Below are 25,394 nucleotides of genomic sequence, written 5' to 3' on the forward strand. Positions count from 1 at the left end.
CGGCATCCTACGGCGCGGCCCCCGTGCGTCCCGCTGTGGGAGGATCGCCGTACCGTCGCATGACACACAACGTCGCACCCACAAGGAGCGTGCCCATGACCGCGAATCCGATCGCCGAGACCGTCGCGTCCCTGATGCCCCGCGCGAAGGCGGAGCTCGCGGAACTGGTGGCGTTCGAATCGGTGGCGGACCCGGCCGTGGCGCCCAGGAGCGAGTGCGAGGCCGCCGCGAACTGGGTTGCGGACGCGCTGCGCGCCGAGGGCTTCCAGGACGTGGCGCTGCTCGACACCCCCGACGGCTCGCAGTCGGTGTACGGCCTCCTGCCCGGCCCCGAGGGTGCTCCCACCGTGCTGCTGTACGCGCACTACGACGTGCAGCCGAAGCTCGACGAGGCGGCGTGGGTCTCGCCCCCGTTCGAGCTGACGGAGCGCGACGGCCGCTGGTACGGGCGCGGCGCCGCCGACTGCAAGGGCGGCTTCATCATGCATCTGCTCGCGCTGCGCGCCCTCAAGGCGAACGGCGGGGTGCCCGTCTCGGTCAAGGTGATCGTCGAGGGCTCCGAGGAGCAGGGCACCGGCGGCCTCGAGCGGTACGCGGAGGCGCATCCGGACCTGCTCGCCGCCGACACGATCGTCATCGGCGACGCCGGTAACTTCCGGGTGGGACTGCCCACCGTGACCGCGACGCTGCGCGGCATGACGATGGTCCGGGTCACGATCGACACCCTGGCGGGCAATCTGCACTCCGGGCAGTTCGGCGGCGCCGCCCCCGACGCCCTGGCGGCGCTGATCCGCGTCCTGGACTCGCTGCGCGCCGAGGACGGCTCGACGGTGATCGAGGGCCTCGACGGCGACACCACCTGGGAAGGGCTCCAGTACCCCGACGCCGACTTCCGCACGGACGCCAAGGTCCTCGACGGCGTGGACCTGATCGGCAACGGCACCGTCGCCGACCGCATCTGGGCGCGCCCCGCTGTCACAGTGATCGGCATCGACTGCTCCCCCGTCGCCGGTGCCACCCCGTCCGTGCCGGCGAGCGCCCGCGCGCAGATCAGCCTGCGGGTGCCGCCCGGCAAGGACGCCGCCGAGGCGACGAAGCTGCTCTTCGCGCACATCGAGAAGCACACGCCGTGGAACGCGCGGGTGAGCATCGAGCAGGTCGGCCAGGGGCAGCCGTTCCTCGCCGATGTGCACAGCCCGGCGTACACGGCGATGGCCGACGCCATGCGGGTCGCCTACCCGGGCCAGGAGATGCAGACCGCCGGCATGGGCGGTTCGATCCCGCTGTGCAACACGCTCGCGGAGCTCTATCCGTCGGCGGAGATCCTGCTGATCGGGCTGAGCGAGCCGGACGCCCAGATCCACGCCGTCAACGAGAGCGTCTCGCCGGAGGAGTTGGAGCGGCTCTCCGTGGCCGAGGCGCACTTCCTGGTCAACTACGCGCGCTCCCGCCGGGCTTGAGGGGAACCGCCACCCGGGCCCGAGCGGTGCGCCGCCGACCCGCCCCGCGAGGCCCCGTGGCGGGCGCGCGCCCGCCACGGGGCGACCGCCCGGTGGACATGCGCAGGCCGCACGCACGACACACCGGACGCTCACGCACCGCACTCAGCCGACGGGTACACCGGCCTCCAGGTTGAGCACCGTTCCGCGCTCCCGGGCCCGCAGGGCCCACCGCAGCCGCTCGTAGCGGACCGGGGGCAGCATCCCGGCGGCTTCCTCCTCCGACGCGAAACGCCAGCCCCGCAGCTCGGCCCCGGGCAGGCTCACCCGCGCCGCCGCGTCGTCGCCGGTGAGCCGGCCTCCGTCGAAGAGCAGCCGGAGCCCTCCGTATCCGGGTGGCCGGGGCGGCTCCCAGTCGACGACGAGCAGCCGGGGCACGGCGTCGAGCTCGATCCCTATCTCCTCGGCGACCTCCCGGATCCCGGCGCGCGCCGGGGCCTCGCCGGACTCCACGACGCCGCCGGGGAACTCCCAGCCGGGTTTGTAGGTCGGGTCGACCAGGAGCACCCGGTCCTGTTCGTCGAAGAGCAGGACCCCGGCGGCGAGGGTCTCGGCCGTCGGTTCCGCCGTCTGCACGATGTCGCTGACCGCGGCCGCGCCGGAGCGGACGGCCTCGGCCACCGTCTCCGCGGTCTCCCTCGGCGTGAGGCCGGAGCTGTCGACGACGTGGGCGTCGGCGCTCAGCCAGCCGAGGGCGGTGCGGTAGCGCTCGATGTGGTCGTACGCGTCGCCCTCCCCCGGGATCTCCCCGGGGGTGTCCGCCTCCTCACGGGCGGCGATCCGCGAGCGCAGGATCGTTTCGTCCGGGCGGAGGAGCACATGCCGGACGGGGATCCGGCGCGCGGCGAGACCGCCGAAGATCTCGTCGCGGTACTCCTGCCTCAGCAGGGTCATCGGGACCACCAGCACCCCGCCGACCTCGGCGAGCAGCGCGGCCGCGGTCTCCACGACCAGCCGGCGCCAGATCGGCAGGTCCTGGTGGTCCGTCACTTCGGCGAGTCGTTTCTGCGGCAACAGGGCCCGCACCGCTCCGCCGGTCACCTCGGGGTCGTACAACGTGCTGTTCGGGATCAGATCGATCAGTTCGCGAGCAGTGGTCGTCTTGCCCGCGCTGAACGCACCGTTGATCCAGACGATCACGGTTCCCCCTCCTCCGTAGCCCCCTGTGGACTGCCCGCAACACCCTGCCACGGAAACGTCACTCCGGATGTGTCGCGCCCGTCGTGCGGGCCCGGCCGTGACACATCCGGACAGGACTTCGTTGGGCATCAGGGACGAGCAAGGGGGTGCGGGGTGCGCCGAACGGTGCTGGAGAGGTTTCCCGCCGGTGGCCCGCGAGGGAGTTGGCCGGCCGAGGAGTTCGCGCGGGCGCGCCGGGACGAAGGCGTCCCGGCGGAGGTGGTCATGGACCTGGACACGGACGCGTTCCTCGTCGTGATCCCGCAGCAGGTGGCGGAGTCACGCTGAGTCCGCCACCCGGGATCACAGGGCCCAGTACGGCCCCGAGACGACGCGGTGGAGCAGCCGCACCGACGAGCCGTCCGGGGTGGTCGCCCGGACCTCGAACCGCAGATGCCGGCCCTTGGGTACGTCCGCGGCGCACTGGAACTGGTGGCCGCCTGGCCCCTTCCTGGTGACGGCGAGATACGCGGACGGGTTTCCGCCGGCGGTGTCGGTGAGATAGAACCGGCCCTCGATCCGCGCCTCCTTGTGGGTGTTGTCGGCGAACAGCAGATGGACCAGGGTCGAGTGGCGCCGGGGCCCGGAGTGCAGGACGGCGTCGGTGAAGGCCAGGCCCGTCCAGACGCCGGAACGGAGCGCGACGTCCACGGTGTTGGACTCGTTCAGCATGGACGGCATGTCGGGGTCCTCCAGGGGCGGGCTCTGTCCGGTCGCACGGGCGACGATTCCGGGGAAGACGACGTTCTTGAACTGGCGTACCCGCGCGTCGCCCGGGCACGCGGTGCCGGACACCGCCCAGTCGGCGTGCAGACGGTGGTAGCCGTAGCCGGGGTCGGCGGCCGAGCGGCAGACCCGGAGCGGGATGCCGTGCCGGTGGTGCAGCCAGGAGCCGAGGGCGATCAGCTTCTCGACCTGCTCGGCGGTCCACGGGTCGGTGTGCTGCAGGTTCGAAGCGGTCTCGATGCTGACCGCGCCGGTGCCGTCCGGACGCCGGTTCGCCTTGTAGTTGGCGTCCGCCCGGGTCTCGGTGCCGATGTACTGGCCGAGGTCTCCCCGGTAGCCGAGACCGAAGTGCGACTCCAGGCTGGAGCTGTCCCGCCAGTACTCGTAGATACGCCGTGCGGTCCACGGCGCCGCGATGCTGTGCATGATGAACTGGGTCGGCCGGATGGCCGGCTGACCGTCCGACTCGGGCTGTAACTCGTACGTGGTGGCACCCGGGTACCAGGCCATGCGTGCACCTCCTTCTGTCGTGCCCATGATCCTGATGCCGCAGGCCGGGGTCCGGGAAACCCCGTTGGGCGCCCTTTCGGTGCGGTGGGGGCGCGCCGGTGGTCACGCCGCGCCCGGACCCCATCCCCGGCCGGGCCCACCGGGCGCCGCTCCCTGTCCGCCCGGAACATCCCCCCTTGCTCGAACCGAGCGTGGCCCGGCGATGACGTGGCGCTGCATCAGGCGGCTGTTCGGAAGGACCGTTGGATCCCCTCCGGATCATCGTGGGCCCCTGCCGCGCGCTCCTCGAAGCCCGGGTTGCCCCAGTTCGGGTCTGCGAAGACGTCGTGGACCCCTGCGGGGGTGGTGCGGAACGCGCGGCCGAACTCGGTCAGCTGCTCGTAGTCCTCATCGTCCACGCACTCCTCGCGCGTCAGCGTGGTGACCGTCGGCGGCGCGTGGTGTTCGGCCCGCACGGTGGACCGGTAGGCGAGGAAGACAACGGCCGGGTACTCGTCGGCGCGGACGGCAGCCAGCACCTCGTCAGCGGTTGCCCCGCCCAGGCCGGATCGTCGATGACGTGGACGTGCGCGTCGTGCTCCATCAGCGCCGCCGGCACGTCCTGCCACGCCTGGCCGTCGTGGTAGTCGGTCCTGAGGCCAGGGCGCTCGGCATGCAGGCCGACGGCGTACACCGTACGGACGGAACCGGGCTCGCCTCGTCCGCGCCGGTCCGAGGGCATCCGATGGGCGGCGGACCCGTCGGGTGGAGGGCCGCGCGGCACCACGGGGTGACCGCGAGCCGTGGGGCGGCAGCCGGACCGGCGGACGGTGCGGCTCAGCGGACCGGAGTGGACCTCCGGACCGGCGGACGGAGAGGACCTCCGGACCGGCCGGACGCCGTCGCGACCCGGGCGGCCCACGGGACGTGCGCGGCCCTCGCCACGCCCGACGGGCGGCCGACACGCCGGCGAACGGGGTCCCTCGGTCGGAGCAGCGGACGACGCCTTATGGGTCTATTCAGAGAGCTATCCGGTGATTTACGTGCTTATTGTCGGCGTGTTGACGCCTCATCGGATGGGGGCGTCCGAAGAGATCTCGGAGACCTTATGCGTGCAGCAGTTATCGCTCTTGCCCTCGCGGCCTCGATCGCCACGGCCGCACCGGCAACCGCCGTCGGCCTGGACGATGGAGGCAACGAGAACGGCGGCGGCAGCAACAGTCTGACCGTGACCGGTCTGACCAGTGACCAGAGGCTCGTGCAGTTCCGCGCCAACCGTCCCCAGGACGTCACGGAGATCGGCGCCGTCACCGGGCTCCAGGAGGACACGACGCTGGTCGGCATCGACTACCGGGTGCAGGACGGCCGTCTGTACGGCATCGGCAACGCCGGTGGCGTGTACACCATCAATGCGGAGACCGCGGTGGCCACCCTCCTCCACCGGCTCGAGGTGGCTCTGGAAGGCGCCCAGTTCGCTGTGGACTTCAGCGCTTCCGCCAACCGGCTGCGGATCCTCAGCAACACGGGTCAGAACCTGCGTCACAACGTCGAGACCGGGGACACGGAGACGGACACCGACCTCACGATCCTCGGGGTGACCGGCGCGGCCTACACCAACAACGACGCGGACCCGACCACGGACACCACGCTGTTCGTCATCGACACGAACGGCGACCAGGTCGGTGTCGTGTCCCCGCCGAACACCGGCGTCCTCGAGTCCACCGGCGACCTGGGTGTCAACGCCGCTCTTCCGGCCGGTTTCGACATCTACTCCTCGGCCAAGGCCACCAACCAGGGTTTCGCCTCGCTCCAGACCAGCGGCGGGACCACCGGCTTCTACCGGGTCAACCTGCTGACCGGTGACGCCACGAGGGTCGGCCAGGCGTTCCCGGTCCAGGTGGTCGACATCGCCGTGCCCCTGACGCAGAACCAGGATGACGACGACGACAACGACGGTCCCGGAAACGGTGACGGTCCCGGAAACGGCAAGCCGGGCAACGGCAACGGAAACTGATCCGGCCGATTCCAGGCGTATGACGCAGGTGCTGTGCCGGAGCGTTCCTCCGGCACAGCACCGCCGTATGCCCCGGGCCCGGTGCACGGCCGTGCGCACGAGGCGTACGCCGGGTACGCCGGGTACGCCGGGTACGCCGGAACCGGGCATACCGTACGACGCGTGCCCCGCCCGAACCGGACGTCAACCGACCACCGCACGACCCACACCCGCCCGAACCGGACCTCACCTCTCCACCGGGCGACGGCGATTCGTCGCCGGCCGCTTCAGCCCGTTTCCGGGGGGAGCCGAAATCCCCGGCCGTGACCGTCGCTTCGGCGTCGCGGCGGCTGTCGCGCGTCCGGGTACTCAGCCCGCCGTCGTCGCCGCGGCCTCGCCCCGGGGGCCGGGCGACACCGCGGCTGCCGCGCCGAGGAGACCCGCGTCGGTGCCCGTCAGGGCCGGCGCCACCACGAGGCCCCGGACGAAGGAGAGCGTGGCGTAGTCCCGCAGCGCGCGGCGCAGGGGGGCGAGGAGGACCTCGCCCGCACCCACCACTCCCCCGCCGATCACGGCGATACGGATCTCGACGAGCGTCGCGGTCGCGGCGATCCCCGCGGCCAGGGCCTGCGCGGCGCGCTCGAAGGAGGCGCGGGCGACCGGGTCGCCCGCGGCGGCGGCCGCGGCGACCGCGGCCGCGGAGGCGTCGCCGTCCGGGCCGGGGCGCCAGCCGCCCTCGAGGGCCCGCCGGGCGATGTTCGGGCCGCTCGCGATCCGCTCCACGCAGCCGCGCCCCCCGCACGGGCAGAGGTCGCCGTCGAGCTCCACGCTGATGTGGCCGATGTGGCCGGCGTTCCCGGTGGGCCCCGGGTGCAGCTTGCCGCCGAGCACGAGTCCGCCGCCGACGCCGGTGGACACGACCATGCACAGGGCGTCGTCGTATCCGCGGGCGGCGCCCTGCCAGTGCTCGGCCGCGGTCATGGCGACACCGTCGCCGACCAGTTCCACCGGCAGCCCGCCGGTGGCCGTTCGCACTCGGTCCACCAGCGGGAATCCGCGCCAGCCGGGGACGTTCACCGGGCTGACGGTGCCGGCGGCAGCGTCCACCGGACCCGCGCTGCCAATGCCCACCGCGGTGACGTGCAGCCACAGCGGCGAGGCGCAGAGCTCGCCGAGGACCGAAGCGACCGCGCGCATCACCGTCTCGCCGTCCTCCCGCGCCGGCGTCGGCCGCTGCGCCCGTACGAGGATCCTGCCGCTGCCGTCCACCAGCGCACCGGCGATCTTGGTACCGCCGATGTCGAGCGCGGCGACGAGGTCGTTATGCATCGGTGTGCGATCTCCCGGGGACGGAACAGCGGCTTCTCCGACCAGTCTCCATTCCCCTGACAACGTTGTCCAGGGCCTATGCTCGACGCCACAGCCTCGCACAGCCCCGGAGCGGGCCGCAGCAACACCCGCCAGGTGCCCGGACGGGCACTCCCGACGACGACAGGACAGCGCATCGTGGCCGAGTTCGCCCGCCGCACCGACACCCGCTACGGCAACCGGCCCACCATGAAGGACGTGGCCGCGCGCGCCGGAGTCGGGCTGAAGACGGTATCGCGGGTGGTCAACGGCGAGCCGGGCGTCACCCCGGACACCGAGCGCCGGGTGCAGGAGGCCATCGAGGCGCTGGGTTTCCGCCGCAACGACAGCGCGCGTGTCCTGCGAAAGGGCCGTACGGCGTCAATCGGGCTGGTCCTGGAGGATCTGGCCGACCCCTTCTACGGACCGCTGAGCCGGGCCGTCGAGGAGGTGGCCCGGGCACACGGCGCCCTGCTGATCAACGGCTCCAGCGCGGAGGACCCCGACCGCGAGCAGGAACTGGTGCTCGCGCTGTGCGCCCGCAGGGTGGACGGGCTGATCGTGATCCCCGCCGGTCACGACCACCGCTATCTGGAGCCCGAGATCAAGGCGGGCGTGGCGACGGTGTTCGTGGACCGTCCTGCGGGCCGGATCGACGCGGACGTCGTGCTCTCCGACAGCTTCGGCGGCGCCCGGGAGGGCGTCGCGCATCTGATCGCGCACGGCCACCGGAGGATCGGGTTCATCGGCGACCAGCCGCGCATCCACACGGCCGTGGAGCGACTGCGCGGCTACCGGGCCGCGATGGAGGACGCCGGACTGCCGGTGGACGAGCGCTGGGTGGCGCTGGGTTCGACGGACCCCGCGCGGGTCACGGCGGCCACGGAGGAGATGCTGTCCGGTCCCGAGCCGGTCACCGCCGTCTTCGCGGGCAACAACCGGGTGACGGTCACGGCGGTACGGCTGCTGGCGGGGCGGGACACCCCGGTCGCGCTGGTCGGGTTCGACGACATCGAACTCGCCGATCTGCTGGGCATCACGGTGATCGCCCAGGACGCCGCCGCGCTCGGCCGCACGGCCGCCGAACGGCTCTTCCGCCGGCTGGACGGGGTGTCGGAGGCGCCGGCCCGCGTCGAACTGACGACCAGGCTCCTGGCCCGCGGCTCGGGCGAGGTGCCTCCGCCCGGCGTCTGAGCGCGTGCGCGTGTGCGCGCGTGTACGTATGTGCACGTGTACGTATGCGCCGTGCGCGTGTGCCCGTGGGCGTGTGCGCGTGTGCCTGTGCGCGTCTGCAGGCGGTTGTAGGCGGCGCGTGCTCGGCGGCTGCCCGGAATGCATGACCGGACGTCCACCGGGGCGGGGTGCGTTCCGGCACGGGACGGCGCGCCGGAGGTGCGGGCCTCCTCGCTTTCACGTTTCCGACGGCGAGCGGTGCGTCGGAACGGCCGCTGCGCGCGGGGCACTTCGTCGACGTCTTCCGCCCGCGGCCGATCCGCTGGCGCCGACACCCCTGACACCGCCCGTCCTTGGAGACCGCCGGGACCAACACCATTTGGCGTGCTCCCGCTTGCTCGACAGCAGGCCGGCCGGGCACCCCCGCGCGGCGCCCTACTGCGCGGTGGCCGTCAGATCGCCCCTTCGCGGCCGGGCGAACGCGTCGAGTTCGGCCCGGGTGAGGCCGGTGAGACGCGCGACCTCGGCGTCGTCGAGCGCACCGCAGTCCAGGCCGCGCAGCAGATAGCCGCTGAGCGCCTTCGCGGTGGCGGGCTCGTCCATGATGTCGCCCTCGGTCCGGGAGACGTACGCGGCGAGCCGCGCTGCCGCGGCCTCCATGCCCTCGCGGTAGAACGCGAACACGGCGGCGTAGCGGGTCGGGAGGTGGCCGGGGTGCATGTCCCAGCCCTGGTAGTACGCACGGGCCAGGGCACGGCGCGTCAGCCCGTAGTGGAGCCGCCAGGCCTCGTGGACGTGGTCGGTGCCGCCGACCGGCAGCACGTTGGTGGAGCCGTCCGAGACACGGACGCCGGTGCCGGCGGCGGCGACCTGCATGATCGCCTTGGCGTGGTCGGCGGCGGGGTGGTCGCTGGCCTGGTGGGCGGCGCTGACGCCGAGACAGGCGCTGTAGTCGAAGGTGCCGTAGTGCAGCCCGGTGGCGCGGCCCTCGGCGGCGTCGATCATGCGGGCGACGGTCGCGGTGCCGTCGGCGGCGAGGATGGCCTGGCTGGTCTCGATCTGGATCTCGAAGCCGATCCGTCCGGCGTCGAGTCCGTGCGTCCTCTCGAACGCCTCGAGGAGCCGGACGAAGGCCGTGACCTGCTGCGGGTAGGTCACCTTCGGCAAGGTGAGGACGAGCCCGCCGGGCAGGCCGCCGTGCTCCATCAGGCCGGTGAGGAAGACGTCGGTGGTGCGGATTCCCCGGTCGCGTACGGCGACCTCCATGCATTTCATGCGGATGCCCGTGTACGGCGCCGCAGTGCCGCCCGCGTACGCCTCGGAGACCAGCCGGGCGGCCCGGGCGGCGTCCGCGTCCTCGTCGCGGCCGTGGTAGCCGTCCTCGAAGTCGACGCGGAGGTCCTCCACGGGCTCGCGTTCCAGCTTGGCCCTCACACGGCTGTACACGGGCTCCGCGAGGTCGTCGGGAAGTCCGAGCACCCGGGCGAGGGTCGCGGCGTCCGGCGCGTGCTCGTCCAGCGCGGCGAGCGCCTGGTCGCCCCAGGAGCGGATGGTTCCGGCGTCGAACGCGTCACCGGGGACGTAGACGGTGTGGACGGGCTGGCGGGTGCCGGGGTCTCCCGGGTACCGGCGGGCGAGCTCGGCGTCCACCGGCGCGAGGGAGGCGCTGATGTCCTCGCTGACCGCGCCGGCGAGGCTCGTCGACACCTTCTCCTGCTGACCCATTCCGGCACCCTCCACACTCACGTCATTCCGCCTGACGGAATCAACACTCCGCATGGTGAAGCTATCGGGGTGACTGACCTGCGTCAATGGTCCCCCGGAACGCCGCGGGGCCGCGCGGTGGGTTCACCGCGCGGCCCCGGACGGGCGTGCTGCCGGACTCAGCCCTTGCGGGTCTTGATCTCGTCGGTCAGCTGGGGGACGACCTCGAACAGGTCGCCGACCACGCCGTAGTCGACCAGGTCGAAGATCGGGGCCTCGGGGTCCTTGTTGACCGCCACGATCGTCTTCGAGGTCTGCATGCCGGCCCGGTGCTGGATCGCTCCCGAGATGCCGGAGGCGATGTACAGCTGCGGGGAGACGCTCTTGCCGGTCTGGCCGACCTGGTTGGAGTGGGGGTACCAGCCGGCGTCCACGGCGGCGCGGGAGGCGCCGACGGCCGCGCCGAGCGAGTCGGCGAGCGCCTCGATCACCGAGAAGTTCTCGGCGCCGTTGACGCCGCGGCCGCCGGAGACCACGATCGCGGCCTCGGTCAGCTCGGGGCGGCCGGTCGACTCGCGCGGGGTGCGGGAGACGACCTTGGTGCCGGTCGCCTTGTCACCGAAGGTGACGTTCAGCGCCTCGACCGCACCGGCGGCCGGGGCGGCCTCCACGGGCGCCGAGTTCGGCTTCACCGTGATGACCGGGGTGCCCTTGGAGACACGGGACTTGGTGGTGAAGGCGGCGGCGAACGCGGACTGCGTGGCCACCGGACCCTCGTCACCGGCCTCCAGGTCGACGGCGTCGGTGATGATGCCGGAGCCGATGCGGACCGCGAGACGGGCCGCGATCTCCTTGCCCTCGGCGGAGGACGGCACCAGCACCGCGGCCAGGGAGCCGCCGGCGGACACGGCCTCGTACGCGGCCTGCAGCGCGTCCACCTTGGGTACGACCAGGTAGTCGGCGAACTCGGGCGCGTCGGCGGTGAGGACCTTCACCGCGCCGTGCTCGGCGAGGGTGGCGGCGGTGGCCTCGGCGCCAGAGCCGAGCGCGACGGCGACCGGCTCGCCGACGCGGCGGGCCAGCGTCAGCAGCTCCAGGGTGGGCTTGCGGACGGCGCCGTCCACGTGGTCGACGTAGACGAGAACTTCAGCCATGGGACTTCTTCTCTCCTGCTTGCGAAGTGTGCGGGGCGGTTGGGGTGATGACCGAAGCTCAGATGAACTTCTGGCTCGCGAGGTACTCCGCGAGCTGCTTGCCGCCCTCGCCCTCGTCCTTGACGATCGTGCCCGCGGTGCGGGCCGGACGCTCGGCCGCGGAGTCCACCGCGGTCCAGGCACCCTCCAGGCCGACCTCCTCCGCCTCGATGTCGAGGTCGGACAGGTCCAGCGACTCCACCGGCTTCTTCTTGGCGGCCATGATGCCCTTGAAGGACGGGTAGCGAGCCTCGCCCGACTGGTCCGTCACGGACACGACCGCCGGCAGGGACGCCTCCAGCTGCTCCGACGCGGTGTCGCCGTCACGGCGGCCCTTGACGGTGCCACCCTCGACGGAAACCTCCGACAGGAGCGTCACCTGCGGGACGCCGAGCCGCTCGGCCAGGACCGCCGGGAGCACACCCATGGTGCCGTCCGTCGAGGCCATGCCGCAGACGACCAGGTCGTAACCCGTCTTCTCGATCGCCTTGGCCAGGACCAGCGACGTGCCCATGACGTCGGTGCCGTGCAGATCGTCGTCCTCGACGTGGACGGCCTTGTCCGCACCCATGGACAGCGCCTTGCGCAGCGCGTCCTTGGCGTCCTCCGGCCCGACGGTCAGCACGGTGATCTCGGCGTCGTCCGCCTCATCGGCGATCTGCAGGGCCTGCTCGACCGCGTACTCGTCGAGCTCCGACAGCAGGCCGTCGACATCGTCGCGGTCGACGGTCAGGTCATCGGCGAAGTGCCGGTCGCCGGTGGCGTCGGGCACGTACTTCACACAGACAACGATCCTCAAGCTCACGCCGGCTCTCCTACTGCATCGTCATTACTGAGCTGCCTTGTGCAGGCAGCATAGGCGCCTGAAGGCGGGGTTTCCGGTCGGGGCGACCGGCGCACCGAACGAAATATTACTCGCCAGTACATCCACTGCTTGCCCAGTGAGCAAGCGCTTGGAACTGTGACCTTGCCAACGCTGTGTAACCGGGATCTCTCAGTCCCTCAACGCGTTGAAGCGGCCTTGGTGGTACAGCAGTGGCCGACCGACGCCCTCCGGGTCCCCGGCCACCGCCTCGGCGATCACCACCCGGTGGTCCCCCGCGGGCACCCGGGCCACGACCCGGCAGACCAGCCACGCCAGCACGCCGTCCAGAAGCGGCACACCCTCGGGCCCGGTACGCCATCGGGTGGGCGGGGCGAACCTGTCGGCGCCCCTGCGCGCGAACGTGGCGGCCAGGTCGCGCTGGCCCTCGGAGAGTATGTGCACCCCGACGTGCCCCGCCTCGGCGATGACCTGCCAGCTGGACGAGCCGGTGCCGATGCCGAACGACAACAGTGGGGGCTCGGCCGCTACGGAACTCAGCGAGGTCGCGGTGAACCCGACGGGGCCATCACCGTGCGCGGTGATGACCGCGACTCCTGCGGCATGGCGCCGGAACACGGAGCGCAGCAGGTCGGGGGAGGCCAGTCGGGGAGTGCCGAGGCCGGGCGTGGCCGCCATGGAGAGGTCCTTCTGCGAGGGGATCGGTCGGGGTCGTCGCGGCTCAGACACCCGGACAGAGAGCGCTCGCGTCGTGGGCCGGGGCGTTCCGGTGCTGCTTCCGGCCGGTGGGAAGGAGTTCTGTTGGCACATCGTCAGACTGACGATTGCCGGTGCGTGCAGTCAAGTGGGCCCGGACAGATGGGAGCTGCGTCACGGTCCGTCACCGGCCCGTCGCCGAGACGGCCGGCGTCAGACGGCCTCACCGAGGGCCGCGATGACATCCGCCTTGCGGGGCTGCCCCGATGCCCTCCGCACGATCCGGCCCCGCGCGTCGAGCACCAGCACGGTGGGGGTGCGCAGGATGTCCAGTTCGCGTACGAGCGCGAGCCGCTCCTCGGCGTCGATCTCGACGTGGGCGACCCCGTCGACCATGTCCGCGACTTCCGCCAGGGTGCGCCGCGTCGCCCGGCAGGGCTGGCAGAACGCGCTGGAGAACTGCACGAGCGTCGCCCTCTCCCCCAGTTCCGCGCCCAGTTCGGCCGCACCGAGCCGGCGTTCCATGTCCCGCCCGCGCACCCTCGGCCTCCCGCTCGTCCGGCGGTGCAGCAGTCCGAAGGCCCCCGCCACCGCGAGGACCGCCGCGCACACCACAAGTCCGGTCATCGTTTCCCTCCAGCGTTCACAGGACCGCAATGATTCCCGCGCCCGGCCTCCGTGTCCCCCGGGGGATCCTGGGCGGCATGGACACCATCGACGCCAGGGGGCCGCGCTTCGGCGCCGCCGTCACCACCGCCGTACTCGCCGCCGTCCTCGTCACCTCCGGCTGGGCACTGCTGGCCTGGCAGGCGCTGTGCTTCGCCATGGGCGCCGCGGCCGGCGCCCAGCGGTCACCGTACGGCTGGGTGTTCCGCGCCTTCGTACGGCCCCGGCTCGGCCCGGTCACGCAGACCGAGTCTCCCGCGCCTCCGCGATTCGCGCAGGGGGTGGGGCTCGTCTTCGCCCTGGTGGGGCTCGCCGGGTACCTGTGGGGGCCGGAGTGGCTGGGCATGGCGGCCACCGGCTGCGCACTGGCGGCGGCGTTCCTCAACGCGGTCTTCTCGTACTGCCTGGGCTGCGAGACGTACCTGCTGCTGCGCCGCGCCACGGCGGCTCGCGGCTGAGCGGAAGGGGGCCCGGAGGGGGCGCGACGAACACCGTCGCGGCGTGGCAGGTGACACGACGTGACGAGAATCTCGCCGTCCGACGCGCCGAGGACTGGCCGTTGCGCCGCGCATGGGGCACGATCTGCCCAATGCCGCAAACCTACGGCTGCGTAACTTCCGGTGGGAGACCCCTCCCCGGGACACAGAAGGAAGGGCCTCTCGCGACATGGCAGAGTTCGTCTACCGGCCGGTCATCGGCGCCGCACTCGCGATGTTCAAGGCGCTCGACCTGAAGATCGACAACCAGGGTTCGGAGAACATCCCGCGCTCCGGCGGCGCGGTGCTGGTGAGCAATCACATCAGCTACCTGGACTTCATCTTCTCCGGTCTGGCCGCGCTGCCGCAGAAGCGCCTGGTGCGTTTCATGGCGAAGGACTCGGTGTTCCGGCACCGGGTCTCGGGGCCGCTGATGCGGGGCATGAAGCACATCCCCGTGGACCGCAAGCAGGGCGAGGCGGCGTACGCACACGCGCTGGACTCGCTGCGCGCGGGCGAGGTGATCGGCGTGTTCCCGGAGGCCACGATCTCCCAGTCGTTCACGCTGAAGGGCTTCAAGTCCGGCGCGGCGCGCCTCGCACAGGAAGCCGGTGTGCCGCTCGTCCCGATGGCCCTGTGGGGCACGCAGCGGCTGTGGACCAAGGGCCGGCCGAAGAACCTCCGGCGCAACCACATCCCGGTGACGATCCGCGTCGGGGAGCCCATGGAGGCGCCGACGGACCAGTACGCCGGGGCGATCACCCGCCGACTGCGGGAGCGGGTGCAGGAACTGCTGGAGTCGGCGCAGCGTGCCTATCCGGTGCGCCCGAAGGACGCCTCCGACACATGGTGGGTGCCCGCGCACCTCGGGGGCACGGCCCCGACGCCCGCGGAGGTCCGCGAGGCCCACTGAGCGGCTCGCGCCACTCCCGTCCTCCGTACCGGCCCCGCCGTGGCGCCGGGAGCGGACGGACCGTGGCAGCCGAGCACGAGGGGCCCCGCGGGACGCCTCGTCAGAGCGTACGGATCGTGATCCGGGCTCCCGGGCTGAGCTTCTCCAGTGACGCGGCGAGCTCCGCGCCCGCCGCGTCGAGTTCCCCGGCGGTCATCGGGGCAAGGGACTCCAGCAGGAAGAGGGCGTTGACGGACTCCTCGGTGAGCCGGGTCCGGGGGCCCTGGCGCCAGTTCCAGCGGCGGCAGGTGACGCCCTCCTCGTCGCACCACACGATCTCGCCCGGTTCGGGGTGCTCCACACTCTCCTCGCCCCCGGCGACGGTGACGAACGGCTCCCGGCCGGTGGCGCGCACCAGGCGCATTCCGCCCCGGATCCGGTCCGCGTCCTCGCCGCCGACCGGGATCAGACGGGCCACGCTGAGCGCGTTGTAGGCGTCGACGAGGCGATTGATCCGGGGCAGCCCGGCGCCGGACAGCGCACGCCTGGCGAGGGCCTCGGCGGAGTTGCGGGTACGGGACGGCTTGGCCCCGAAGGCGCAGTAGGCGGCACGCCAGGCCGCCATGTGCGGGTCCTCGTGCGGGGCGCGGCCGCCAAGACGTTCCGCGACGCGGTCGGCCGCGTCGTCGAGGAGCGCCGAACTCGCCTCGTCGCTGGGGCCGTTGACCAGCCCCTGGGCCTCGACGACGAGTGGGGCGAATCCGGGGACGAGGCCGTGGACCTCGTCGGAGACGGTGAGCGTGAGAGGCATGGGCGTCCTTGCCTGGGAGTGCTGCGGCGCGTGCTGCGGACGGCCCTCAGAGCGCGGTGGGCGGACACGCCGCGAGGGAGTGCCGGTCCCACGCGGACCGGAGGGCCTTCAGCACCTGGAGTGCGGTACATCATACAGGACTGAATAGTCCATCTCATTGGACTCAGGGTCGGGCGTGAAAGCCGGCCGCTCCCGGCCCGGCGGGAACCGGGCGCCCACGCCCGGCCTGTTGCCGCGCGGATCCCGGCGGTGCCAGGTCCGCCCACCGGCATCCGGACCGCGACGAGCCCGTGCACGACGTCGAGCTTCTGGTAGCAGAGCGCGGCGGGGAGGGCTCCGGCCCGCAGCAGCGCGGCCAGGGCGTGCGCCTTGGCGCAGCAGATTCCGGTCCGCTGCTCGATGGCGTCGGACGCCCGCCAGGTGACCCGGAGGTCGTCCGCGTCGATCGAGTGCGGGATGGCGTCGCGGACGAACTCAAAGGCGGCTCTGGCGTGTTCATGTGCATCACCGGCGCCCGAGCGAAGGCGAGCGGACGTCTCGCGCACCAGCGGATGCTCATGATCGATGGCATCATCGGCGGCGAGATGGGCGGAGATTCCGTTCCGGGGGCCTGCTGGATCAGCGCCCTGGCGCGCGAGCACAGGAACGCGCCCGGTCGAGAGTCAATGAACTCCCGACCGAGCGCATACCCACGCGGCGCCTGGGGTCAGTGCCCCGACAGATCGGTCAGCGCGCCATCTCTTCCTTCAGCGCGAGGACGAAGGCGTCCACGTCGTCCTCGCGGGTGTCGAACGAGCACATCCAGCGGACGTCGCCGGCCGCCTCGTCCCAGAAGTAGAAGCGGAAGCGCTTCTGGAGCCGGCGGCTCACGTCCTGCGGCAGCCGGGCGAAGACCGCGTTGGCCTGGACGGGGTAGAGGATCTCCACCCCGTCCACCGCCCGGACGCCCTCGGCCAGCCGCTGGGCCATGGCGTTGGAGTGCCGCGCGTTGCGCAGCCACAGGTCCTTGGCGAGCAGCGCCTCCAACTGCACCGAGACGAAGCGCATCTTCGAGGCCAGCTGCATCGACATCTTGCGCAGATGCTTCATGTGGCTGACGGCGTCCGGATTGAGCACGACCACGGCCTCGCCGAAGAGCATGCCGTTCTTGGTGCCGCCATAGGAGAGGACGTCCACGCCGACGGCGTTGGTGAACGCGCGCATCGGCACGTCCAGCGACGCCGCGGCGTTGGCTATCCGCGCACCGTCGAGATGGACCTTCATGCCCAGCCCGTGGGCGTGTTCGACGATCGCCCGGATCTCGTCCACCGTGTAGACCGTGCCCAGCTCGGTGTTCTGGGTGATCGAGACGACCTGCGGCATGGCGCGGTGCTCGTCCTCCCAGCCCCACGCCTGCCGGTCGATCAGCTCCGGGGTGAGCTTGCCGTCCGGAGTCGGCACGGTCAGCAGCTTCAGCCCGCCCATCCGCTCGGGGGCGCCGCCCTCGTCCACGTTGATGTGGGCGCTCTCGGCGCAGACGACCGCGCCCCACCGGTCGGTGAGCGCCTGCAGCGCGGTGACGTTGGCGCCGGTGCCGTTGAAGACGGGGAACGCCTCGGCGCCGGAGCCGAAGTGGCTGTGCATGATCCGCTGGAGGTGGTCCGTGTAGTCGTCCTCGCCGTAGGCGACCTGGTGGCCGCCGTTGGCCAGGGCGAGGGCGGCCATCACCTCCGGGTGCGCGCCCGCGTAGTTGTCGCTGGCGAAGCCCCGTACGTCGGGGTCGTGGTGCCGGCGGGCGTCGGTTCTCGTCGGGATCACGGCTCGGGGGTCAGCCACAGGCGCTGTCCATTCACTTCCGGGGCGGGCCGGTCCCAGACTCCGGCAATGGCCTCGGCCAGTTCCTTGACGTCCGTGAAGCCCGCGAACTTGGCGTTCGGGCGCTCGGCGCGCATCGCGTCGTGCACGAGCGCCTTGATGATCAGGATGGCAGCCGCGGCACGCGGGCCCTCCTCGCCCCCAGCCTTCCTGAACGAGTCCCCGAGCGCCAGGGTCCAGGCCTCCGCCGCCGCCTTGGCGGCCGCGTAGGCGGCGTTGCCCTCGGTGGGCTTCGCGGCCCCGGACTGGCTGACCAGTACGAAGCGGCCCCTGTCGCTCCGCTTGAGCGCCTCGTGGAACGCGAGCGAGGTGTTCTGGACCGTGCGGATCAGCAGCTTCTCGAGGAGCTGCCAGTCGCTCAGGTCGGTCTCACCGAAGGTGGCACTGCCGCGCCAGCCGCCGACGAGATGGACGAGGCCGTCGACACGGCCGAACTCCTTCTCGGTCTGGGCGGCCCACTCCCGGGTCGCGGTGGGGTCGAGCAGGTCGACGGTGTCGCCCGTGACGGTCGCACCGCCGTGCGCGTACCGCGCCTCGTCGACCGCCTGGGCCAGCCGCTCGGTGTCCGCGTCCGACGCCACGACGATCGCACCCGCCTCGGCGAGGCGGAGCAGGGCGGCGCGACCCGCCGGGCCCGCCGCGCCGGCGACCGCGATCACCGCACCGTCGAGGGCCCCGTTGCCGTTCGCATTCATGGTGCTGGTCTCCTCCGTACGAGAGCTCACGCGGCGACTCGCTCGGCGGACCGGGCCGTGATGCCCTTGGTGGAAGCGATCACGCCCTTCAGCTTCTTGGAGAGCGCCTCAAAGAACATGCTGAGCGGAAACTCGTCCGGAAGCACGTCGTCCACCAGCTTGCGCGGCGGCTGGCTCAGGTCCAGGGCGTCGGGGCCCTTCGCCCAGCGGGAGCCCGGGTGCGGAGCGAGGTAGGTGGAGACCAGCTCGTACGCCTTGAACCAGTGGACGAGCTTCGGCCGGTCGATGCCGTCGCGGTACAGCGTCTCGATCTCGGCGCAGAGCTGGTTGGTGACCTGCGGGGCCCGCTCCCAGTCGATCCTCAGCGTGTTGTCCGTCCAGCGCACGACGTCGTGCTTGTGGAGGTACGCGAAGAGCAGCTGGCCGCCGAGGCCGTCGTAGTTGCGCACCCGGTCGCCCGAGACGGGGAAGCGGAACATCCGGTCGAACAGCACCGCGTACTGGACGTCACGGCCGTGCACGTTGCCCTCGGCCTCCAGCTTCACGGCCTCCTTGAAGGCGGTGAGGTCGCAGCGCAGCTCCTCCAGTCCGTACATCCAGAACGGCTGGCGCTGCTTGATCATGAAGGGGTCGAACGGCAGGTCGCCGTGGCTGTGGGTGCGGTCGTGGATCATGTCCCACAGGACGAAGGCCTTCTCGCAGCGCTCCTGGTCGTGGACCATCGAGGCGACGTCCTCGGGGAGGTCGATGGAGAGGATGTCCACCGCGGCCTCGGTCACCCGGCGGAAGCGGGCGGCCTCGCGGTCGCAGAAGATGCCGCCCCAGCTGAACCGCTCGGGGGCCTCGCGCACGGCTATGGTCTCGGGGAACAGGACCGCCGAGTGGGTGTCGTAGCCGGCGGTGAAGTCCTCGAAGGTGATCCCGCAGAAGAGCGGGTTGTCGTAGCGGGTCGCCTCCAGCTCGGCCAGCCAGTCGGGCCAGACCATCCGCAGGACGACGGCCTCGAGGTTGCGGTCCGGGTTGCCGTTCTGCGTGTACATGGGGAAGACCACCAGGTGCTGGAGGCCGTCCACGCGCTCGGCGGCGGGCTGGAAGGCCAGCAGCGAGTCGAGGAAGTCCGGCACGTCGAAGGCGCTGTCGGCCCACTTGCGCAGATCGGCGACGAGCGCGCGGTGGTACGCGGCGTCGTGCGGAAGCAGCGGGGAGAGCTCCTCCACGGCGGCGGTCACGCGCTCGATCGCGTACTCGGCGGCGGCGCGCACCGGGGCGCCCTCGGCGTCGAAGTCGATGGAGCCGTCCTTGGACTGCCAGGGCCTGATCTCCTCGACGGCGTCCTTGAGCGTCAGCCACGCAGGATGCTCGACCACCGCCATGGTCGTCGCCGCGTCCGTCGCAGCGTTCTGCACAAGAATTTCCGTCATGTCACTTCCTCCACGGGAGAACCTCGCGTCAAGACACCGTATCCATGCCCGGTTCTCCCGTACAAGGGGAACCCTGGGAAATTATCCTGCCCTACCCCCATGGTCACCGCAGATTTTTCTGTGACTTAGGCCATTCGGGACGATGACTGCGGCAATCCGGGCAGCGGGCACCGCCGGACCGGTGTCGGCCCGGGCGTCGTCAAGGCCCGGGGGACTCGCCCACGCGCGGGTGAGCCCGCCACGGGGCGCAGTGCCGGAAGGACGCGTTCCCCCAAGCCCGGGACCTCATGCACGACCGGGTACGGCCGAGGCGGGGGCCACTAGGCTGCGGCCGTGCCGCGCGGGGGCAGGAGCCCCCGCGTGGGAGCCGCAACAAGAACGGCCCGAGCCCGACACATCGACGGAAGCGAGAAGATCTTGAGTTTCCTCACCATCGGTCATCGCGGGGTCATGGGTGTCGAACCGGAGAACACCCTGCGTTCCTTCGCCCGGGCGGAGCGGGCGGGTATGGACGCGATCGAACTGGATCTCCATCTCAGCAAGGACGGCGCGCTGGTCGTCATGCACGACGCCGACGTGGACCGGACGACCGACGGCACCGGGCCGATCGCCGAGAAGACCCTCGCCGAGCTGCGGGAACTGGACGCCGGTCAGGGCGAGCGCATCCCGGTCCTCGAGGAGGTCCTGGACGCGGTGAGCGCGCCGCTCCAGGTCGAGATCAAGGACGCGGCCGCCGCACGGGTTCTCGCGGACGTCATGGTCAAGCGCGACCTGGTGGAGCGGATCGAGGTCACGTCGTTCCAGGACGACGCCGTCAGGGAGATCGCCGCCCTGGTGCCCGGCGTGCGCACGGCCCTCGTCGCGAGCCGCTGGGGCAGCGACATCGTGGAGCGCGCCCAGGCCGTCGGCGCCCCGACGCTGGCGCTGAACATCCGCAGGCTGACCCTCGAGACGGTGGAGCGCGCCCACGACGAGGGGCTCCGGGTCATCGGCTGGGTCGTCAACACCCAGGAGCACCTGCGGCTCGTGCGCGCCCTCGAACTCGACGGCGCGACCACCGACTTCCCCGAGATCCGGCGCACCGGCCGCTTCACGGCCTGACGGTCCCGGCGGCGCCCGCCCGGCCGGCGACCGGTCGGCAGGTCAGGGGGCCGGATCCCGGAGACCTACCGGTCCAGGTGCTTCACCAGCAGTTCGAACTGCAGGTCGTCGCGGCGCGGAACGCCGAAGCGCTCGTCGCCGTACGGGAACGGGGTCATCCGTCCCGTACGGCGGTACCCGCGCCGCTCGTACCAGGCGATGAGTTCCTCGCGCACCGAGATCACCGTCATGTGCATCTCGGAGACGCCCCAGGCCTCTCCCACGAGACGCTCCGCCTCGGCGATGACCAGGCGGCCGAGTCCGCCGCCCTGGAGCCCGGGGCGCACCGCGAACATGCCGAAGTACGCCGCGTCGCCCCGGTGTTCGAGCTGGCAGCAGGCGACGAGCTCCCCGTCGCGCTCCACCACCAGCAGTCTGCTGCCGGGCGCCCCGATCACCTGGCGCACGCCCTCCGGGTCGGTGCGCTGCCCGTCCAGGATGTCCGCCTCGGTGGTCCAGCCGGTCCGGCTGGAGTCCCCGCGGTAGGCCGACTCGATCAGCTCGACCAGTGCGGGCACGTCGGACGCGGTCGCGTCGCGGTAGGACAGCTGCGCCGGGTCCCGGGGCGGTGCGGTCTCCATGGGGCGGGTCTCCGTTCTCCTCTTCGCAGGCGCCCGCCGGTGCGAGGGGCGCACCGGCGGGCGCGGACGCGCGCTCCGCCCGACCTTAGCGCGGCGCACCCGCGGTCTACCGTGGAGTCCATGATGCACGTGCTGAGCAGCCGCATCCTGCTGCGGCCGACCGATCCCGAGCGCTCCCGGCGGTTCTACGAGGACGTTCTGGGCCTGCAGATCTACCGGGAGTTCGGCACCGGGCCCGACCGCGGGACCGTCTACTTCCTCGGGGGCGGCTTCCTGGAGATCTCCGGGCGCTCCGGCACCCCGCCCGGCCCGGGCCTCGCGCTGTGGCTCCAGGTGTCGGACGCCAAGGCGGCCTACGGACACGTGCTGTCGCACGGAGCCGCGGTAGAGCGGCCCCCGCGGCGGGAACCCTGGGGGCTCGTGGAGATGTGGCTGACCGACCCGGACGGGGTGCGGATCGCCGTGGTCGAAGTGCCCGAGGACCATCCCCTGCGCCACCGGCCCTGACCGGGGGCGCGTCCGCCCGAGGACCCGGGGCCGTACCCGGCCGGCCGGCACCCCGGGCGGCACGAGGCCGCGCGTGCCTCCGCGAGCGCCCCGCGTACACCCGTGCGCTCGTATGCGCCGCGCCGCGGCTGGGCATCCCCTGCTCGACACGTCGAGCGGGGAGGTGTGCGGTGCACGGACCGGCGATGCCGGGCTGGCTGCTCGTGGCACTGTGCGCGGCGTCCGGCGCGTACTGCGTCGTGCGGATGCGCAGTTGCGCGGGCGAGGCCCGCAGCGCGGCGGCGGGCGAGGCGGTGATGGGGTTCGGGATGGCCGCGATGGCCGTGCCGGCCGCCGTCGTACCGGTGCCGGCGTGGGCATGGCTGCTGTACGCCGCCCTGTTCGGGGCGGTGGGCCTGCGAGCCCTGTGGGCCACACGGGCCTCGCCCTCCGCCGTCCACCATCTGCACCATCTGGTCGGCTCGCTGGCCATGGTGTACATGGCGGTGACCATGTCACCGCTGCGGGCGGGCGGCCACGAAGGGCACGGCGTCCAGGCCGGCGCCGGCGGGGTGCCGCTGGTGACGGGGGCGTTGCTCGTGTACTTCACGGTGTTCGTCCTGCGCACGGGTGCCCGGCTGGTGCCCGTGGCCGCGCCCGCCGGCGGCCCCGCCCCGGCGTGGGGCGCGCGCCCCGAGCTGGCCCTGGCGTGCCGGGTCTCGATGGGAGTCGCGATGGTCGCCATGCTTCTGACCGTCTGAGCCTGCGGGGACGCGCCGTGTCGTACGTCACTTGCCGGGTGAAGCCATACCTGTGAGTAGCACGGCGCTCATAGTCTGGTGTCCATGATGGTCTCCCTCGCGCTGCTGTCGCTCGGCGCACTGGCCGCCGTCGTCGCGCCGCGGCTGATGTCGCGGGCCGACTGGCCGGAGCGCGAGCCTGTGGTGGCGTTGTGGGTGTGGCAGTGCGTGGTCGCGGCGGTGCTGCTGAGCTTCGGACTCTCCATGACCATCAGTGCGGCCGCAGCGTGGCAGGAGGTGCGTGGCCCGGTCTTCGCACCGGCGCCGAGCGCGGTCGTCGAGGCGTACGCCCTGGGCGCCGGCGGTCCGTGGTCCGCGGTGCTGGCCGTCGTGCTGGCCTGCGGGGGGCTGTGGACGGGTGCGATGCTCACCCGCGAGATCCACCGGGCGCACGCGCGACGCGAGCGGCGCAGGGCCGAACTCCTCGTGCGCGCACCGCTGTTGCCCGGGGAGGACCCGGGTGACGATCCGCTCGTGGTGCTGGAGGGCGAACGGCCCGACGCCTGGTGGCTGTCCGGCGCCGCGCCCCAGCTGGTCATCACCACGGCGGCCCTGCGGCGGCTGAAGGGCCGTCAACTCGACGCGGTGCTCGCCCATGAGCAGGGACACGCGAAGGCGCGGCACGACTGGCTGCTGCACTGCTCGGCCGCGCTCGCCAACGGCTTTCCGCAGGTTCCGGTGTTCGCCGCGTTCCGCGACGAGATGCACCGGCTCGTCGAGCTGGCCGCGGACGACGTCGCCTCGCGTCGCTTCGGCCGGCTGACGATCGCCCTCGCACTGGTCGAACTGAACGAGCACCGCGGAGCCTTCGGTCCCTGCCCGGCCCCCGACGCCCAGGTGCACCAGCGGGTGAACCGGCTGCTCGCCCCGGTGCCGCGGCTCACGGCGGGAAGGCGGCTGCGGCTGACCGCGTCCGCGGCCCTGGTGCCCGTCGTACCGCTGCTGGTGGCATTCGTGCCGGGTCTGAGCGCCTTGACGTAACCGGTGCCGTGGCCGGAAAGGTCTGCCGGTCAGGACCGCGGCGTCCGGTGCGGTGGAGCGAAGGACGGAGGATCGTCGCCCTCGTCAGGGACGCACGCGGGGCGACGGCGCGGTGAGGTGCCGTGCAGGGCGTCGCGACCCGGTGAACCTTGCCGGTCACGGCACTAGCGGGGCGGATCGGGGGCAGGATCCTTCCCATGCGTCCCCCCACCCCCACCTCGTCCCCCGTTCCGCGGTCCCCCGCCCAGGAGCCACCTGCTCCGGTGCCCGGGGCGCGCACCGCCTCGCTGACCGCCGTGATCGCCGTGCTGCTGCTGGTGACGGTGGCCGTGGACTGGTCACCCCTCGTGTCGGTCGACCGTACGGTCGCGGTCGAACTGCACGAGTCCGCGCTGGCGGAGCCGGGTTTCACCCGTGCGAACCAGATCCTCAGCGACTGGGTGTGGGACCCGTGGACGATGCGGGCCGTGGTGGTCGCTGTGGTCCTCGCCCTGCTGTGGCGCGGCGAGCGTCTGACGGCCCTGTGGGTCGCGGCGGCGAGCCTGACGGGCACGGCGGTGCAGCAGGCCCTCAAGGCCCTGGTGGGACGGCAGCGCCCGGTCTGGGCGGAGCCCGTGGACACCGCCCACTACGCCGCCTTCCCGTCCGGCCACGCGATGACGGCCACCGTCACCTGCGGGCTGCTCCTCTGGCTGCTGGCACGGTCCGGGGCCGGGCCGGGGCTGCGGCGGACGGCGGCCCTGCTCGCGGCGGTCTCGGTGCTGGGTGTGGGCTTCACCCGGCTGTATCTCGGGGTGCACTGGCTCACGGACGTCCTGGCCGGCTGGCTGCTCGGGATCTGCCTGGTGGCCGTGGCGGCCGGTTCGTACGAACGGCTGGCCTTGAACCGGCAGCGCTGAGGCCGGGAGGATCGTCGCATGGCGATCAAAGGCGTGCTCTTCGACTTCTCAGGAACGCTCTTCCGGATCGAATCCGTCACGTCCTGGCTGCGCGCGGCGCTCGACGAGACGGGCGTCTCCGTCGGCGAGGACGCCTTCGAGCGGTACGCGCGCGAGCTGGACGCGGCCGGGGCGCTGCCCGGCGGCTCCACCCCCGAGCGGATCCCCGAGGCGCTGGCCGAGCTGTGGTGGACCCGCGACCGCGACGCCGAGCGGCACCGGGACGCCTACGTGGGCCTCGCCCGCCGTGTGGAGCTCCCCGACCCCCGGCTCTACGACGCCCTCTACGAGCGGCACAAGACCCCGTCCGCGTGGCGTCCGTACCCCGACGCGGCGGAGGTGCTCGGCGGGCTGCGGCGGCTCGGTACGGGCGTGGCGGTGGTCAGCAACATCGGCTGGGACCCGCGGCCCGTGTTCCAGGCCCACGGGCTGGACGGCTATGTGGACGCGTACGTGCTGTCCTACCGCCACGGGGTGCAGAAGCCCGACGCCCGGCTGTTCCGGGCGGGCTGCGAGGCACTGGGCGAGGACCCCCGGGACGTGCTGATGGTCGGCGACGACAGGCGTGCGGACGGCGGGGCGGCACTGCTGGGCTGCGCGGTGCACTTCGTGGACCATCTGCCGGTCGAGGAGCGGCCCGGTGGTCTGCGTCCGGTACTCGGACTCGTCGGCGCGTGAATCGGAACGGCGTGGGCGAAGTACCGAGGCTCGGCCGTAGGAATCCGGCCCGCGAAAACGGACAATAGGGACAGAGGTCGGAATTCTCGGCCCTGGTGATCCACACGGACCCATGACGGAGCGGATCGGACCGGGCGATCCCCCGCGTCGCCC

At 72.2% G+C, this 25,394-nt stretch carries 25 protein-coding genes and 2 pseudogenes; 12 read left to right on the forward strand and 15 right to left on the reverse strand.

All coding sequences use genetic code 11. The features are described from left to right. Window positions 1–95 precede the first annotated feature (95 nt). The gene (locus QRN89_RS04040; protein ID WP_290347966.1) at window positions 96–1,460 is read left to right on the forward strand and encodes a dipeptidase; all 1,365 of its coding nucleotides are present in this window, start codon (window positions 96–98) and stop codon (window positions 1,458–1,460) included. Window positions 1,461–1,604: 144 nt separating this feature from the next. Here the strand turns inward: QRN89_RS04040 and QRN89_RS04045 are convergent, their stop codons facing one another. Further along, the gene (locus QRN89_RS04045) at window positions 1,605–2,639 is read right to left on the reverse strand and encodes an NUDIX hydrolase (protein ID WP_290347967.1); all 1,035 of its coding nucleotides are present in this window, start codon (window positions 2,637–2,639) and stop codon (window positions 1,605–1,607) included. 153 nt (window positions 2,640–2,792) lie between these two features. Between QRN89_RS04045 and QRN89_RS04050 the strand changes: the two genes are divergently transcribed. Beyond that, window positions 2,793–2,966 carry a DUF8839 family protein gene (locus QRN89_RS04050; RefSeq protein ID WP_290347968.1) on the forward strand — a complete coding sequence of 58 codons (174 nt, stop codon included), beginning with the start codon at window positions 2,793–2,795 and terminating at the stop codon, window positions 2,964–2,966. Between the two features lie 15 nt (window positions 2,967–2,981). Here QRN89_RS04050 and QRN89_RS04055 read toward each other — a convergent pair whose 3' ends face one another. Together QRN89_RS04055 and QRN89_RS35775 are read right to left on the reverse strand one after the other, a co-directional pair. Continuing rightward, the gene (locus QRN89_RS04055) at window positions 2,982–3,914 is read right to left on the reverse strand and encodes a peptidoglycan recognition protein family protein (RefSeq protein ID WP_290347969.1); all 933 of its coding nucleotides are present in this window, start codon (window positions 3,912–3,914) and stop codon (window positions 2,982–2,984) included. A 218-nt stretch (window positions 3,915–4,132) separates the two neighbouring features. Further along, window positions 4,133–4,635: pseudogene (locus tag QRN89_RS35775) on the reverse strand (DUF6924 domain-containing protein). 366 nt (window positions 4,636–5,001) lie between these two features. Between QRN89_RS35775 and QRN89_RS04065 the strand changes: the two are divergent. Beyond that, complete coding sequence (locus tag QRN89_RS04065) at window positions 5,002–5,907, forward strand: DUF4394 domain-containing protein (RefSeq protein ID WP_290347971.1); 906 nt, start codon at window positions 5,002–5,004, stop codon at window positions 5,905–5,907. 348 nt (window positions 5,908–6,255) lie between these two features. Here the strand turns inward: QRN89_RS04065 and QRN89_RS04070 are convergent, their stop codons facing one another. Then, the gene (locus QRN89_RS04070) at window positions 6,256–7,215 is read right to left on the reverse strand and encodes an ROK family protein (protein WP_290347972.1); all 960 of its coding nucleotides are present in this window, start codon (window positions 7,213–7,215) and stop codon (window positions 6,256–6,258) included. A gap of 228 nt (window positions 7,216–7,443) precedes the next feature. Between QRN89_RS04070 and QRN89_RS04075 the strand changes: the two genes are divergently transcribed. After that, complete coding sequence (locus tag QRN89_RS04075; protein WP_290353563.1) at window positions 7,444–8,427, forward strand: LacI family DNA-binding transcriptional regulator; 984 nt, start codon at window positions 7,444–7,446, stop codon at window positions 8,425–8,427. Window positions 8,428–8,841: 414 nt separating this feature from the next. On the opposite strand, the gene QRN89_RS04080 is transcribed toward QRN89_RS04075, so the two are convergent. The 5 genes from QRN89_RS04080 to QRN89_RS04100 all read right to left on the reverse strand — a co-directional run bounded on the left by QRN89_RS04080 (window position 8,842) and on the right by QRN89_RS04100 (window position 13,449). After that, window positions 8,842–10,131, reverse strand: coding sequence for a DUF6986 family protein (locus tag QRN89_RS04080; RefSeq protein ID WP_290347973.1), 1,290 nt, complete (start codon window positions 10,129–10,131; stop codon window positions 8,842–8,844). A gap of 158 nt (window positions 10,132–10,289) precedes the next feature. Next, on the reverse strand, window positions 10,290–11,264 hold the full coding sequence (locus tag QRN89_RS04085) for an electron transfer flavoprotein subunit alpha/FixB family protein (RefSeq protein ID WP_290347974.1): 975 nt from the start codon (window positions 11,262–11,264) through the stop codon (window positions 10,290–10,292). A 58-nt stretch (window positions 11,265–11,322) separates the two neighbouring features. Next, on the reverse strand, window positions 11,323–12,108 hold the full coding sequence (locus QRN89_RS04090) for an electron transfer flavoprotein subunit beta/FixA family protein (protein WP_290347975.1): 786 nt from the start codon (window positions 12,106–12,108) through the stop codon (window positions 11,323–11,325). A 189-nt stretch (window positions 12,109–12,297) separates the two neighbouring features. Next, entirely contained in the window at window positions 12,298–12,804 is a 507-nt protein-coding gene (locus QRN89_RS04095) for a flavin reductase family protein (RefSeq protein ID WP_290347976.1), read from the reverse strand. Window positions 12,805–13,035: 231 nt separating this feature from the next. Next, window positions 13,036–13,449, reverse strand: coding sequence for a TlpA family protein disulfide reductase (locus QRN89_RS04100; RefSeq protein WP_290347977.1), 414 nt, complete (start codon window positions 13,447–13,449; stop codon window positions 13,036–13,038). 77 nt (window positions 13,450–13,526) lie between these two features. Between QRN89_RS04100 and QRN89_RS04105 the strand changes: the two genes are divergently transcribed. Together QRN89_RS04105 and QRN89_RS04110 are read left to right on the forward strand one after the other, a co-directional pair. Further along, window positions 13,527–13,946 (forward strand): DUF4395 domain-containing protein, encoded by a 420-nt coding sequence (locus QRN89_RS04105; RefSeq protein WP_290347978.1) that lies wholly within the window; start codon window positions 13,527–13,529, stop codon window positions 13,944–13,946. A 208-nt stretch (window positions 13,947–14,154) separates the two neighbouring features. Further along, window positions 14,155–14,877: a lysophospholipid acyltransferase family protein gene (locus tag QRN89_RS04110; protein ID WP_290347979.1), complete on the forward strand. Its 723-nt coding sequence runs from the start codon at window positions 14,155–14,157 to the stop codon at window positions 14,875–14,877. A 100-nt stretch (window positions 14,878–14,977) separates the two neighbouring features. Here the strand turns inward: QRN89_RS04110 and QRN89_RS04115 are convergent, their stop codons facing one another. From QRN89_RS04115 to QRN89_RS04135, 5 genes and pseudogenes are all read right to left on the reverse strand, one after another. Beyond that, a complete protein-coding gene (locus tag QRN89_RS04115) occupies window positions 14,978–15,667 on the reverse strand; it encodes a B3/B4 domain-containing protein (protein WP_290347980.1) in 690 nt (229 codons plus the stop codon). 46 nt (window positions 15,668–15,713) lie between these two features. After that, window positions 15,714–16,263 (reverse strand): annotated as a pseudogene (locus QRN89_RS04120) (transglutaminase domain-containing protein). 130 nt (window positions 16,264–16,393) lie between these two features. After that, on the reverse strand, window positions 16,394–17,464 hold the full coding sequence (locus QRN89_RS04125) for a threonine aldolase family protein (RefSeq protein ID WP_384140086.1): 1,071 nt from the start codon (window positions 17,462–17,464) through the stop codon (window positions 16,394–16,396). Beyond that, window positions 17,461–18,216: an SDR family NAD(P)-dependent oxidoreductase gene (locus QRN89_RS04130; protein WP_093654576.1), complete on the reverse strand. Its 756-nt coding sequence runs from the start codon at window positions 18,214–18,216 to the stop codon at window positions 17,461–17,463. Before QRN89_RS04130 ends, QRN89_RS04125 begins: the two co-directional genes overlap by 4 nt. A gap of 26 nt (window positions 18,217–18,242) precedes the next feature. Continuing rightward, on the reverse strand, window positions 18,243–19,637 hold the full coding sequence (locus QRN89_RS04135; RefSeq protein WP_290347982.1) for a DUF6421 family protein: 1,395 nt from the start codon (window positions 19,635–19,637) through the stop codon (window positions 18,243–18,245). 417 nt (window positions 19,638–20,054) lie between these two features. Between QRN89_RS04135 and QRN89_RS04140 the strand changes: the two genes are divergently transcribed. Further along, window positions 20,055–20,738: a glycerophosphodiester phosphodiesterase gene (locus QRN89_RS04140; protein ID WP_290347983.1), complete on the forward strand. Its 684-nt coding sequence runs from the start codon at window positions 20,055–20,057 to the stop codon at window positions 20,736–20,738. 65 nt (window positions 20,739–20,803) lie between these two features. Here QRN89_RS04140 and QRN89_RS04145 read toward each other — a convergent pair whose 3' ends face one another. Further along, on the reverse strand, window positions 20,804–21,358 hold the full coding sequence (locus QRN89_RS04145; protein ID WP_290347984.1) for a GNAT family N-acetyltransferase: 555 nt from the start codon (window positions 21,356–21,358) through the stop codon (window positions 20,804–20,806). A gap of 120 nt (window positions 21,359–21,478) precedes the next feature. Between QRN89_RS04145 and QRN89_RS04150 the strand changes: the two genes are divergently transcribed. From QRN89_RS04150 to QRN89_RS04170, 5 genes are all read left to right on the forward strand, one after another. Then, a complete protein-coding gene (locus tag QRN89_RS04150) occupies window positions 21,479–21,865 on the forward strand; it encodes a VOC family protein (RefSeq protein WP_290347985.1) in 387 nt (128 codons plus the stop codon). 170 nt (window positions 21,866–22,035) lie between these two features. Further along, the gene (locus tag QRN89_RS04155) at window positions 22,036–22,605 is read left to right on the forward strand and encodes a DUF5134 domain-containing protein (protein WP_290347986.1); all 570 of its coding nucleotides are present in this window, start codon (window positions 22,036–22,038) and stop codon (window positions 22,603–22,605) included. Window positions 22,606–22,689: 84 nt separating this feature from the next. Further along, window positions 22,690–23,625, forward strand: a complete 936-nt coding sequence (locus QRN89_RS04160) for a M56 family metallopeptidase (RefSeq protein WP_290347987.1) — start codon at window positions 22,690–22,692, stop codon at window positions 23,623–23,625. A 197-nt stretch (window positions 23,626–23,822) separates the two neighbouring features. After that, window positions 23,823–24,524, forward strand: coding sequence for a phosphatase PAP2 family protein (locus tag QRN89_RS04165; protein WP_290347988.1), 702 nt, complete (start codon window positions 23,823–23,825; stop codon window positions 24,522–24,524). 18 nt (window positions 24,525–24,542) lie between these two features. Further along, a complete protein-coding gene (locus tag QRN89_RS04170) occupies window positions 24,543–25,241 on the forward strand; it encodes an HAD family hydrolase (RefSeq protein ID WP_290347989.1) in 699 nt (232 codons plus the stop codon). Window positions 25,242–25,394 lie beyond the last annotated feature (153 nt).

The sequence above is a fragment of the Streptomyces sp. HUAS CB01 genome (assembly GCF_030406905.1).
Lineage (GTDB): Bacteria > Actinomycetota > Actinomycetes > Streptomycetales > Streptomycetaceae > Streptomyces > Streptomyces chengbuensis.